10 protein-coding genes are annotated in these 12,759 nt (G+C 55.9%); 6 read left to right on the top strand and 4 right to left on the bottom strand.

The features are described 5' to 3' along the window. Window positions 1-90: 90 nt before the first annotated feature. Both KUV22_RS15945 and KUV22_RS15940 read right to left on the bottom strand, forming a co-directional pair. Complete coding sequence (locus tag KUV22_RS15945; RefSeq protein WP_315856968.1) at window positions 91-1,332, bottom strand: serine hydrolase domain-containing protein; 1,242 nt, start codon at window positions 1,330-1,332, stop codon at window positions 91-93. Between the two features lie 355 nt (window positions 1,333-1,687). Continuing rightward, a complete protein-coding gene (locus KUV22_RS15940) occupies window positions 1,688-2,290 on the bottom strand; it encodes a peroxiredoxin (protein WP_077405119.1) in 603 nt (200 codons plus the stop codon). A gap of 348 nt (window positions 2,291-2,638) precedes the next feature. Here KUV22_RS15940 and KUV22_RS15935 point away from each other — a divergent pair, with 348 nt between their 5' ends. Together KUV22_RS15935 and KUV22_RS15930 are read left to right on the top strand one after the other, a co-directional pair. Further along, on the top strand, window positions 2,639-2,851 hold the full coding sequence (locus KUV22_RS15935) for a bacterioferritin-associated ferredoxin (protein WP_222232748.1): 213 nt from the start codon (window positions 2,639-2,641) through the stop codon (window positions 2,849-2,851). 176 nt (window positions 2,852-3,027) lie between these two features. Continuing rightward, window positions 3,028-4,344, top strand: coding sequence for a DUF2254 domain-containing protein (locus KUV22_RS15930; RefSeq protein ID WP_222232747.1), 1,317 nt, complete (start codon window positions 3,028-3,030; stop codon window positions 4,342-4,344). Window positions 4,345-4,428: 84 nt separating this feature from the next. Here the strand turns inward: KUV22_RS15930 and KUV22_RS15925 are convergent, their stop codons facing one another. Continuing rightward, window positions 4,429-4,782, bottom strand: coding sequence for a DUF1622 domain-containing protein (locus tag KUV22_RS15925; RefSeq protein WP_222232745.1), 354 nt, complete (start codon window positions 4,780-4,782; stop codon window positions 4,429-4,431). Between the two features lie 580 nt (window positions 4,783-5,362). On the opposite strand from KUV22_RS15925, the gene bfr reads away from it, so the two are divergent. Then, the gene (gene bfr, locus KUV22_RS15920; protein WP_010133094.1) at window positions 5,363-5,845 is read left to right on the top strand and encodes a bacterioferritin; all 483 of its coding nucleotides are present in this window, start codon (window positions 5,363-5,365) and stop codon (window positions 5,843-5,845) included. Window positions 5,846-5,980: 135 nt separating this feature from the next. Here the strand turns inward: bfr and grxD are convergent, their stop codons facing one another. Then, a complete protein-coding gene (gene grxD, locus KUV22_RS15915; protein WP_010133096.1) occupies window positions 5,981-6,313 on the bottom strand; it encodes a Grx4 family monothiol glutaredoxin in 333 nt (110 codons plus the stop codon). A 306-nt stretch (window positions 6,314-6,619) separates the two neighbouring features. On the opposite strand from grxD, the gene KUV22_RS15910 reads away from it, so the two are divergent. The 3 genes from KUV22_RS15910 to KUV22_RS15900 all read left to right on the top strand — a co-directional run bounded on the left by KUV22_RS15910 (window position 6,620) and on the right by KUV22_RS15900 (window position 12,668). Continuing rightward, window positions 6,620-7,807 carry an aspartate aminotransferase family protein gene (locus KUV22_RS15910; RefSeq protein WP_222232744.1) on the top strand — a complete coding sequence of 396 codons (1,188 nt, stop codon included), beginning with the start codon at window positions 6,620-6,622 and terminating at the stop codon, window positions 7,805-7,807. A gap of 18 nt (window positions 7,808-7,825) precedes the next feature. Next, on the top strand, window positions 7,826-8,743 hold the full coding sequence (argF, locus tag KUV22_RS15905; RefSeq protein WP_222232743.1) for an ornithine carbamoyltransferase: 918 nt from the start codon (window positions 7,826-7,828) through the stop codon (window positions 8,741-8,743). Between the two features lie 961 nt (window positions 8,744-9,704). Then, a complete protein-coding gene (locus KUV22_RS15900; RefSeq protein ID WP_222232742.1) occupies window positions 9,705-12,668 on the top strand; it encodes a ribonucleoside-diphosphate reductase subunit alpha in 2,964 nt (987 codons plus the stop codon). The last annotated feature ends 91 nt before the right edge of the window (window positions 12,669-12,759 follow it).

Genomic DNA, 12,759 nt, shown 5'->3' with positions numbered 1-12,759 from the left:
CGTCAAGGGGAGCAATATTGGGACGGATGCGGGCAATTCAAGCGTTACCTGAACACCCGCAGCGAGAAACGTTAGCCAGGCGCCAACTGATTAATTTTTCGACGCTGCTGCAGCCGCCTGCATCAGCTTGCCGTGGCCGGTGATATCGGCAATGAAATTGGCGGTGAGATCCGAGATTACCCGGGATTCCGCGTTCATCAGGATGACGATGCCAACCTTGCGCTGTTCCGAATAGGCAATGGCGGCGCGGAAACCGGCGACCCAGCCACCATGGAATACGATTCGATCGTCGCCCACGGTATATAGGCGCCAGCCCAATCCGTAACCCGCGTGATCAATATAGTCACGCCAGATGCGGTGGCGCAGGTGGCGACGGGTCTCTACCCGCTCGGTAGTGAGATCGGCGATGACCTCGGGCGGCAAGACATCCGGGTAAGCGCCCAACTGCGCCTTAAGCCACTGCCCCATATCGCTGATGCTGGCATTTACCCCCGCTGCGGGCGCCGCCAGGTAATACTCCTTTTCCACCTTCACCGGGCGCCACCCTTTGCCGGTCTGGACATGGGGGGCGGCACGATTACTGGCCGCCATAAAGCTTTCCCAGCCCAGGGAGGCATCTTCCATCTTCAGGGGGACAAAGAACCGCTGCTTCAGCTGCCGGCCGTAGGGCACACCGGTCGCCTTGTGAATTACATCCTCGATCAGGCTGAACAGCACATTCTGGTAGCCGTAGCACTTGCCCGGGGCACAGTGCGGATCGATGGTGGAAAACATAGGCAGAATTTTCGACAGAGGACGGTTGTCCTCCAGATAGTTGTCGTAGGCGTTTGGGGTCAAGCCCGAGGAATGACTCAGCAGGTGCTGCACCTGCAACTGCATGGATAGCGCCGGGGTTTTGAAACGGAGCTCCGGCACATAGCGCACCACCTTATCGCCCCAATTGAACTTGTTCTCATGCTCGAGAAGCGCGGCCATACTGCCGGCGAAGGTCTTGGACACCGAGGCGAGCCGGAAAACCGTGTTCAAAGTGACCTGCTGGTTCTTACCTTTGACTCGAACCCCATAGGTATCCATTGCCACAATCTTGTCGTGATCCACAATCACGTAGGCGCCACCGGGGATCCCGCTCTTCTTCATCAATTGGCGGAAATAGCGATCGAACTCCCGCGCACTGGCCTCAACACTTTTCGACGAGGCGGCAGCGGACTTTGCCACCCGCCCGGGCTCGGCAAGCGCATACCCGGCAGGCGTCGCCAGCATCAATACGGCAACCAGCGAAAGCCACAGGCCCCGCGCGCCGCTCAAGATTCTGTGAAAAATGCCCTGATACACCTGAATTACACCATGTGCCGTACTGCAATCCGCAGCGATTGCTCGCTACCCGGCCATATCGACCTAGCAAGTGATTGGCCCCAAAATTTGTGGGGGTACTCGTACTAAGACTAGCAGCCCGCTAAAAAATTCTTTAACCAGAAACATTCAGTCAAAGATTCTTCACACCAAGAATGACCCGATTGACCGCTCATTCCGCAGAAGCCGGGTACCGTTAATCAAAGTGGAACAAGCGCACATGTTAGCGTTTTTTCCACCTTTATGGGCTTCACGGGAACAACGGGCATAAAAAAACCGCCTGACGGCGGTTTTTTTACCGGGAGGGGTACATGTCCCTCCCCGCGCGAACAATGACTTACAGCTTGTCAGAGTTCTCGCTCAGGTAGGCAGCAACGCCAGACGGAGACGCGTCCATACCTTTATCGCCTTCCTGCCAGCCAGCAGGACATACTTCGCCGTGCTCCTGGTGGAACGCCAGAGCGTCAACCATACGCAGCATTTCGTCTACGTTACGGCCCAGCGGCAGGTCGTTTACTACCTGGTGACGAACAACACCTTCTTCGTCGATCAGGAAAGAACCACGGAAAGCAACGCCAGCGTCAGCTTCAACGTCGTATGCCTGGCAGATTTCGTGCTTAACGTCAGCAACCAGCGCGTATTTAACCTGACCGATACCACCGTCGTTGATATCGGTGTTACGCCATGCGTTGTGAGAGAACTGGGAATCGATGGAAACACCGATTACCTCAACACCGCGCTTTTTGAACTCTTCAAAGCGGTGGTCAAAGGCGATCAGCTCGGACGGGCATACGAAGGTGAAGTCCAGCGGGTAAAAGAAGATAACCGCTTTCTTACCCTTGATGGTTTCTGCCAGGTTGAACTCGTCAACGATTTCGCCGTTGCCCAGTACTGCAGCCGCGGTGAAATCCGGAGCGGGCTTGCCTACTAATACAGCCATGAGAATCTCCTCAATGAGATAAATAATGGATTGTAGAAACGGTCACTTTATAACCAGTGACTATAAAGTGACAAAAGATCGATAGGGGGCCGCTATGATACACAGGGGCTTATGGCAGTCCCATTAATTTTTTATATGGCGGCAATAGCAGACGCCATCTATCCGTCACCAGTAAAAACACCCGCACTCACAAGTTGACTGAGAAGCCACCAACTGACCATCCAGTTCATATAACGAGCAGCTAGAATAATGATTGATCGATAGCAAAATCTTATTGACACTTATTCTCATTAACAATAAGATCTCTTTATCGATAAACAGTAGATCGAATTTGCACCAGGTTTCCCGATGTACATTTGTATTTGTAAAGGCATCACCGACAGTCAGATTAAAGACGCGGTCCACGATGGTTCCACCTCCATCAAGGCCCTGCGCCGTCAGCTGGGTGTTTCCTCCCAATGTGGACGCTGTGCGGAACTGACCAAGGAAATCATCGACGAAACCATGTCTGCGGGTATGCCCGCCGACGCGAACGGCGCACTGTTCTACTCCGCCGGCTAATCAGCTGCGCCGTCATTTGCCTGCGCGCAAGTTACAAGTCAAAGGTAACGCGCGCACGCCGGCTTCTTTGTTCCTCTCCCCTGCATTGCATCCCTACTCCACGCCACCCCACCCGCCTACCCTTACTCGCCTACCCTTAAAAGACGAGATTTCAGGCTTGGGGAAACCGCAACATCATGAAACAGCGGCTGCTATATATCGCTAGCAGACTTCGAACCAGCTTTTGGCTCATCCCCACCTTGATGATGACGGCGGCAATTTTCCTCGCCCTGTTGTTTACCGCAATCGACAATACCAATGAGGCAGGCCATTTGCCCGGGCTCAGCTGGCTTCGTCTGCATGACCCCAGCAGTGCCCGCGCATTGCTCACCGTTATCGCCACCTCTACCATTAGCGTCGCGGGTACCGTGTTCTCAATCACCATGGTCGCCCTGACCCTCGCCTCCAACCAATTTGGCCCGCGCCTGGTGCGCAATTTCATGCGCGACCGCGGCACACAGGTCTCTCTGGGTATCTTCCTCTCGACCTTCGTTTACGCACTGATGGTTATCCGGGTACTTGGTGCTGAGACCGAGCGAACCCAGCCCACCCTCTCGGTCAGTTTCGCACTGTTCCTTGCACTGGGGTGTATTGCCTATCTGATCTATTTCATTCACAACGTGGCGCAGTCGATCCAAATCGACAACATTACCTTTCACATCAACCGGGAATTTCGCTCGGCACTGGACACCATCTACCCGGCGGAAGAGTGCCGAGCCTCGGACGCCAGTCGCGAAGACCTGAGAGACCTGCCGCAGAACAAAGACAGCACCTGTGTTCGCACGGACAAGGAAGGCTATGTTCAGCTTATTGACCGGCAGGCCTTGATCGACTGGGCACGCGAGAACAATTGCTGCGTTCAGTTGCAGAGCCACCCCGGCACCTTTCTTTACCATTGGGGAGTCATGGCACAGGTTTCTGATCCGCCGCGGCATTTGGATAGTCAGGAGATCGCCAGAGCAATACAAGGGGCATTCACCCTCGGGGCACAGCCCACCGCGGGGCAAGACATAATTTTTTCTATTCGTCAGATGTCGCAGGTCGCAGTAAGGGCCTTATCCCCGGGTATTAATGATCCGTTTACGGCATACACGTGTATCGACCGCTTAATGGATGGCATCGGCTTGATTCTCCAGCGGCCCCCACTCCCCAACTGCTTTTACGATCAGGACGGTCAGCTGCGGCTCATCGTCAGCGAGCTCGATTTATCTCACGTGCTTGCCGCCGCACTCGACGAAATACTGGAATACGGACGTACCAGTGGCGTGGTGATGCGACACCTGTGCGGTGGGCTAATTGAACTTTCCGAAATTTGCTGCCGACGGGAGGATCGCCAGGCACTTTACGACCTAATGCTGCGATTAAAAGAGGATTGTGCCATCAGTCTCGAGGACAGATTCGATATCGCCGCGATACAGAAGCAACTATCAAAAATGCAAAAATTGCTGGAGTAACTCGCCCCCGTCAATATTTCGTACGGTAAGCGTGCCCAGTTCGCTTTTCTCTGTTGTCTTTTCTGCGCGGTCTCTTTTCTCACGTCAAAGCTTGCCGACTTCCCCCTTCACCTGTTCGATTTCCCGATTCAGGAAAAAACCGACGATGGTGCGGATCGCAACTAGTGCACCGAGAAACCACAGATCATCCAGCGTATGACTGACCACCGTGTGCAGCAAGTCAGAAATAATCAGCAGTTCCAGCGCAAACACCAGCTTGATACCAAGGTCACAGCGCGCCATCTGCAACGCAAACATACGTTCCGCGTGCGATCCGGTTCTGGATGCGCGCAAGACCTCATAAACCGCGACTAAAAAGCCCCACACCATGATCAATGAAGCCGTAGCTTCTATGACAAAGACAGCTCCCGCGAGAAAGGTATGGAAGTATTGCGCCATAACGTCGCTACCCTCAAAGCCCCTTTGTGCGATTAAACTAGACCAGCATCGGTTCCCAACTCTGTCATTACCGCCCCCCGCGTAAGCCAGCCAGCCAGCCAGCCAGCCAGCCAGCCAGCCAGCCAGCCAATGATGTTCGGGTTCATTTCGCGCTCATTGACTCTATTGCCCTTCGGCAGACATGTCTTTTTATGTGCACTTAGACGTCAATATGCATAGCTGAAAGTTGGTTCGTGGCGGGGGAAAATAAAATCACTGTAGTGTAGTCGATACCCTCGCACGGACTCGCAGTAGGCAGAAGCCGCTGATATTAAGTAGGAATCGTTTTCGTTTACCTTTACGGCTAAATTTGCTTTTAAGCCTTTATATATAGTCCCAGCGTAATTTCGCACTCAGCCTTGACTTGCCGCATTCTGCCCATCAAACTCGACCGCAATTCACTCGGGGTTCAATGATTTTTATCAATCCAGCACCTCGAGTGGAAATCGGGACAATAAAATTAAGTGAGGGCTCCCCTGCCCCAAGTAAACGAGTTATCGCTTGAGCAGGAAGCCGCAGGAAACAACATGGAGCTAACGCAATGAAAGGCGATCCAAAAGTCATCGAACACCTGAACAAAGCTCTCGGCAACGAGCTGATTGCGATCAATCAGTATTTCCTGCATTCCCGCATGTTCAAAGACTGGGGTCTGAAAGAGCTGGCGGATAAGGAATATCACGAATCCATCGACGAGATGAAACACGCCGACTGGCTGATCGAGCGGATTCTCTTCCTTGAAGGCATTCCCAACCTGCAACATCTGGGTAAACTGCTCATCGGTGAAAACACCGAAGAGATGCTGAAGTGTGACCTGCAGCTGGAGAAAAAAGCGATCCCAGATTTGCGTGACGGTATCGCCTACTGCGAGTCCATTCGCGACTACGGCAGCCGCGAATTGCTGCAACGCATCCTCGACTCTGAGGAGGAGCACGTGGACTGGCTGGAAACGCAGCTGAGCCTGATCGACAAGGTCGGCCTGCAAAACTACCTGCAGACTCAGATGGAAAAAGCTTCCGACGAATAAGCGTCGCTGCGCGGTTGCTGCCTACTAGTTAGTGGCTACTAAAGAGCACCGCGCCATTCCGATGTTTACGGACATAAAAAAACCGCGGTCAATGCCGCGGTTTTTTTTATGGGCCGTATGGACCGAAAAGTGCAATCACTCGCCCTGTTCGGCGCTGCCTGCGGCCTCTTCAATCAACGTCTTGAGCTCGCCGCTTTCATGCATTTCCATGATGATGTCGCAGCCGCCCACCAGCTCCTGCTTAACCCACAGCTGCGGGAAAGTCGGCCAGTTGGCGTACTTCGGCAGTTCCTGACGGATATCCGGGTTCGCCAAAATATCCACATAGGCAAAACGCTGGCCACACGCCATGATCGCCTGGGAAGCACGCATAGAGAAGCCGCACTGTGGCGCATTGGGGCTGCCCTTCATATAAAGCAGGATGTCGTTATCGGCGATCTGCTTTTTGATATTTTCCAGAGTATCCATAGTGGAAGCTAACCTCGGCTGAAAAGTCGGTTGGAAATACAAGTGACTGCGAGTGACCGCGGCTCCTGCGGTGTCGATCCGTCAACGAAAGCGCGCATTGTACCCCATTCCGATTCGATTCCCATCCGCGGCCTGCGGGAAGCCATCGGCCTCTGTTACCGGGCTCCCGCTGTGCTAGTATTGCCGGTTTCCCGGGAAAATTGCGGTCAGAAAACGCAAAAGGCGCATTTTCTGCGGTTTTCCCTTTGTTCGGGGCCGGCGGATACCGGCCCACGCTTTGAGACCCACCCACAGAGGAGATATACGGTGGCCACTCCCGCACTGATGCAAAACTACGGTAACAGAACCCTGACTCTGGTCAGAGGCGAAGGTAACTACGTGTGGGATGACAACGGCCGACGATATCTCGACGCCCTCTCCGGAATTGCCGTATGCGGTCTTGGCCACTGCCATCCGGCGGTCACCCAGGCCATTCAGGAGCAGGCCAGCACCCTGTTGCACGTTTCCAACCTGTACAACATTCCCCCACAAGAACAGCTGGCGGAAAAGCTGGTGACCCAGTCGGGCATGGACAACGTATTCTTTTCCAACTCTGGTGCCGAGGCCAACGAGGCCGCCATCAAACTGGCGCGCAAGCTGGGCAACCAGCGCGGTCTCGCCTGCCCGAAAATCGTGGTTACCGAGGGCGCTTTCCACGGCCGTACCCTTGCAACCCTGACCGCCACCGGCAACCCCAAGGTACAGGAGGGCTTTGCCCCACTGCCTGAGGGTTTCTTGCGTGTTCCTTATAATGACGTCGCCGCCATCGAGAAACTGGCCGCAGAATACGAGGATATCGTTGCGATTCTGGCAGAGCCCGTGCAGGGCGAGGGCGGTATTCGCATCCCGGATGCGGATTATCTGGCGCGCCTGCGCGCACTCTGCGATAACCAGAACTGGCTGCTGATGCTCGATGAAATCCAGACCGCCAATGGCCGCAGCGGCAAGTTGTTCGCCTACCAGCATATCGACGGTCTGCTGCCTGACGTGGTCACCACCGCCAAGGGGCTCGGTAACGGCGTCCCCATCGGTGCCTGCCTAGCCCGCGGCGAAGCCGCCGCACTCTTTAGTGCGGGCACCCATGGCTCCACCTTCGGCGGCAACCCATTGGCCTGCCGCGCCGGCCTCGCCGTACTGGAAACATTGGAAAGCGAATGGCTTATGGAGAGAGCCGCCAGCCTTGGCACCCAGATGCTGGATCAACTGAAAGCGAAACTGGCCGGCTGCGCCCACGTTGTGGATATCCGCGGCCTGGGCCTGCTGATCGGCATTGAACTGGATCGCCCCTGTGCAGAACTGGTCGATCTGGCCCGCGCACAGGGGTTGTTGATCAACGTTACCGCTGGCAATGTATTGCGCCTGCTGCCACCACTCACCCTGAGTGATGAAGAATGCAGCCAGATCGCCACCACCGTCGCCGCACTGGTGCGGGAATTCGCCCAACAGGCCGCCTGAATTCGGAGGAAACCAAACATGGCAGTCAGACATTTTCTCACCCTCCTCGACCTGAGCCAGGAAGAACTGCGCGCGGTTATCGAGCGCGCCATCGAACTGAAAGCCCTGCGCAACCAGGGTGTCAGCAGCGAACCGTTTCGCGACAAAGTGCTGGGGATGATTTTTGAAAAGTCCTCAACCCGTACCCGCGTGTCTTTTGAAGCGGGCATGGCACAGATGGGCGGTAGTGCACTGTTCCTGTCCCCGCGCGACACCCAACTGGGCCGCGGCGAACCCATTGAAGACAGCGCCCGCGTAATTTCGCGCATGGTGGACATGGTGATGATCCGCACCTTCGGCCACAACGTGCTTGAGCGCTTCGCCGAGTACAGCAAGGTACCGGTGATCAACGCCCTGTCCGACAGCTACCACCCCTGCCAGCTGCTCGCGGACCTACAAACCTATGTGGAACACCGCGGCAGCCCGGAAGGCAAGGCCGTGGCCTGGGTTGGTGACGGCAACAACATGTGCCACTCCTACATCAATGCCGCATTGATGTACGACTTTGAACTGCGCATTGCCTGCCCCGAAGGTTATGACCCGGACGAATCCATTGTCGCCCGCGCCAAAGACCGGGTAAAAATCGTGCGCACGCCGCAAGAAGCGGTGAGCGGCGCCGATTGGGTAGCCACCGACGTGTGGGCTTCCATGGGTCAGGAGACCGAACAACAGATCCGCCTGAAAGCCTTCGAAGGTTACCTGGTGGATCACGAGCTGATGAGCCACGCCAACAGCGATGCGATCTTCATGCACTGCTTGCCCGCACACCGCGGTGAAGAAGTGAGCGGCGATCTGCTGGAAGATGAAAAGATCTCGGTGGTGTGGGACGAGGCGGAAAACCGCCTGCACGCACAGAAAGCGCTGATGGAATTCCTACAGGAAAACAGCAACGGCTGATCGCGTTCGGATCCTTTGCATCCTGAACGCCGAAGGGCGCCAGAACATTCTGGCGCCCTTTTTTGTAGCGGCTCATCAAGTGAACATTTTTTGTACCCGCAGGCCCCACACACGACCCACATGAATGCGCAATTTTTATCCACAGATTACGCCACTGGCAGCAAATTACTCGAAAGGGCCAAAAGCCACGACTGGCGCAAAAATCGACCTAACAGTGTCGGTTTGATCACACAATGTGCAACCTCGCGCGGTTATTGCCGGGCTTAATTTGAGACCCGATTACTATTAAAAAATATTCTTAAAACCCCCGCCCCGCGCAATCCACTGCTCACTTTTTATACCCGGCCAGTAATGACGGGCGCTAGCGACAGGAAAAATCCACCGCCGTGCCGGCTACCCACAAATTATCCACAAGTAACTCCAGAGTTATCCGCCTTGAATTACCCCCCCAACCGCATTATCTTGTTGCTCATTCGAGGTCGAACCCCAACATATTGGGTTTAGGTGGCAAGCGAACCCCAAATTACCCTTGGGAAAACGTCGCCAGGCACTTTCCACAACCACAATATCTTGTGTTCGACCTCTTTCGCACCAACTAGTTGGCACAGCAGGTTGTCCGTTTTAGGCGCCCTCTTCTGGGCAAAAACGCGACACCCGGGCAATGCGCTCAGGCCAATCGCAGTTTCAAAGATGTACCCCACAAGAGTTACCCGAGCGAAGCCTGTACTTCGCCGCAACTACTTGTGCCTGTGGAATCGTTTTGGTTCCTCAAGAGACTGTGCTGGGCAATAAATAAGCGCCAGTTAAGTGACCGATGCAATGGCACTTAACAAATGGCACTTAACCAAGAGCTACTAACGGTTGCGTAAAGAGTTAAGGCCACAAGCCGAACTTGTATAAATCAAAGCAAAAACCAAAAGCAGTCGACCACGACACGCACGCACAATTTACGGAGAATTTCATGCACACAGAGACAGGGCGCCCCCAGTCTGAGCCAAACGGCACCACCAAGGAATCGGTAACAGACCAGGCCAGCAGCAATACCTCACTGGCTGCCACTGCCCCCGGTCAGATCCGTGTTATCAAGCGCAACGGTACTGTGGTGCCGTACGCCGACAGCAAAATCTCTGTAGCCGTCACCAAGGCGTTCCTCGCCGTGGAAGGTGGCACTGCCGCGGCCTCCAGCCGTATCCACGAGCGCGTGGCCGATCTGGTTTCCCATATCAGCGCAACCTTCAAGCGCCGTATGCCTTCCGGTGGCACCATTCATATTGAAGAAATTCAGGACCAGGTTGAGCTGGAACTGATGCGTGCCGGCGAACACAAAATCGCGCGCGACTACGTGCTGTACCGTGAAGAGCACGCGCGTCTGCGTGCTGAGAAAGAAAAAGAGAAAGCAGCGGCACCGGAAGCGGCTGCCGACATGCACCCGAGCATTCGCGTAAAAGTTGAAGACGGCAGTAAAGAAGGCAAGCTGGTACCGCTGGATATGGAGCGCCTGCGCACCATCGTTCGCGAAGCCTGCGAAGGCCTGACCGACGTCGACGGCGACCTGATCCTCGGCGAAGCACTGAAGAACCTGTACGACGGTGTTTCCGAAACCGACATCAATACCGCACTGGTAATCACCGCGCGTACCCTGGTTGAGCAAGAGCCCAACTACACCTACGCAACCGCCTTCCTGCTGCTGGACAAACTGCGCTCCGAAGCCCTGCGCTTCCTGGGCGTTGCCGAGTCCGCAACCCAGCAGGAAATGGAAACCCTGTACAAGCCGGCACTGGCGGCGTACGTGGAAAAAGGTATTGAACTGGAACTGCTGGACCCGGCACTGGCCAGCTTCGACCTGGAAAAGCTGGGTGAAGCGATCAAGCCCGAGTGCGATCACCAGTTCACCTACCTCGGCCTGCAGACCCTGTACGACCGCTACTTCATCCACAGCGATGAAATCCGCTTCGAACTGCCGCAGATTTTCTTCATGCGTGTTGCCATGGGCCTCGCCATTAATGAAGAAGACCCGAACGCCCGCGCGATCGAGTTCTACAACCTGCTGAGCTCCTTCGACTACATGAGCTCCACGCCGACACTGTTTAACGCCGGTACCCTGCGCCCGCAGCTGTCCTCCTGCTACCTGACTACCGTGCCGGACGACCTGCACGGCATCTACGGTGCTATCCAGGACAACGCCATGCTGTCCAAGTGGGCCGGCGGCCTGGGTAACGACTGGACCCCAGTGCGCTCCCTCGGTTCCTACATTAAAGGTACCAACGGCAAATCTCAGGGCGTTGTACCGTTCCTGAAGGTAGCGAACGACACCGCCGTTGCGGTAAACCAGGGTGGCAAGCGTAAGGGCGCAGTTTGTGCGTACCTGGAAACCTGGCACCTGGACATCGAAGAATTCCTCGAGCTGCGCAAGAACACCGGTGACGACCGTCGCCGTACCCACGACATGAACACCGCCAACTGGGTGCCGGACCTGTTCATGAAGCGTGTGTTTGAAGACAAAGAGTGGACCCTGTTCTCTCCGGCAGACACCCCGGACCTGCACGACCTGTTCGGTGACAAGTTTGAAGAGCGCTACAACCACTACGAGCAACTGGCCGCCGACGGCAAGCTGAAGCTGCACAAGAAAGTGCGCGCACTCGACCTGTGGCGCAAGATGCTGGGTATGCTGTTTGAAACTGGCCACCCGTGGATCACCTTCAAGGACGCCTGTAACCTGCGCAGCCCGCAGCAGCACGCCGGTGTGGTACACAGCTCCAACCTGTGCACCGAGATCACCCTGAACACCAAAGCGAACGACGAGATCGCGGTATGTAACCTGGGCTCGGTAAACCTGTCCCAGCACATTGGCGAAGACGGCAAGCTCGACATGGGCAAGCTGGAAGGCACCGTCAAAACCGCCGTGCGCATGCTCGATAACGTGATCGACATTAACTACTACTCCGTGGAAACCGCGCGTCAGTCCAACATGCGCCACCGTCCGGTGGGCCTGGGTCTGATGGGCTTCCAGGACGCGCTGTACAAAGCCGGCATCTCCTACTCCAGCGATGAAGCCGTCAAGTTCGCCGACACCACCATGGAAGCGATCAGCTACTACGCCATCTCCACCTCCAGTGATCTGGCGGCAGAACGCGGCAGCTACACCAGCTACGAAGGCTCTCTGTGGAGCCAGGGCATTCTGCCGATCGACTCCATCGAAATTCTGGCCAAGAACCGCGGCGAGCAGTTCATTGATCAGGACACCAGCAGCACCCTCGAGTGGGATGTGGTGCGCAAGAAGGTTGCCAGCCAGGGCATGCGTAACTCCAACGTCATGGCCATCGCACCGACCGCGACCATCGCCAACATCACCGGTGTTTCTCAGTCCATCGAGCCGACGTACCAGAACCTGTACGTAAAATCGAACCTGTCCGGCGAATTCACCGTGGTGAACCCGTACCTGGTACACGACCTGAAAGCCCGCGGCCTGTGGGACAAGGTGATGGTCAACGACCTCAAGTACTACGAAGGTTCCGTGCAGAAGATCGACCGTATCCCGGCGGACCTGAAAGCCAAGTACGCTACCGCGTTTGAAGTAGAACCGCGCTGGATCGTAGACGCCGCCAGCCGCCGTCAGAAGTGGATCGACCAGGCGCAGTCCCTGAACCTGTACATCGCCGGCGCCAACGGTAAGAAGCTGGACCTGACCTACCGCATGGCCTGGTACCGCGGTCTGAAGACCACCTACTACTTGCGTGCACTGGCTGCCACCACCACGGAGAAATCCACCGTGAACACCGGCTCCCTGAACGCAGTAAGTGCCGGCGGTGCACCCGCAGCCAGCGCCGCTCCGGCAGCAGAGTCCAGCACTCAGGAAATGGGCGCACCGGCTGCCGTGCCGCAGGCCTGTTCTCTGGACGATCCGGACTGTGAAGCCTGCCAGTAATTGGCCGGCCCTAAATTAAAAGACTCTCGGGGGAGAGCGACCGCAGGCACTCGTTTTAAAACGAAGCGCCTGCAACCAAGACCATAAGCGC

The organism is Microbulbifer agarilyticus, assembly GCF_019800665.1.
Lineage (GTDB): Bacteria > Pseudomonadota > Gammaproteobacteria > Pseudomonadales > Cellvibrionaceae > Microbulbifer > Microbulbifer agarilyticus_C.
This window is presented reverse-complemented; position numbering and strand designations above follow the sequence as displayed.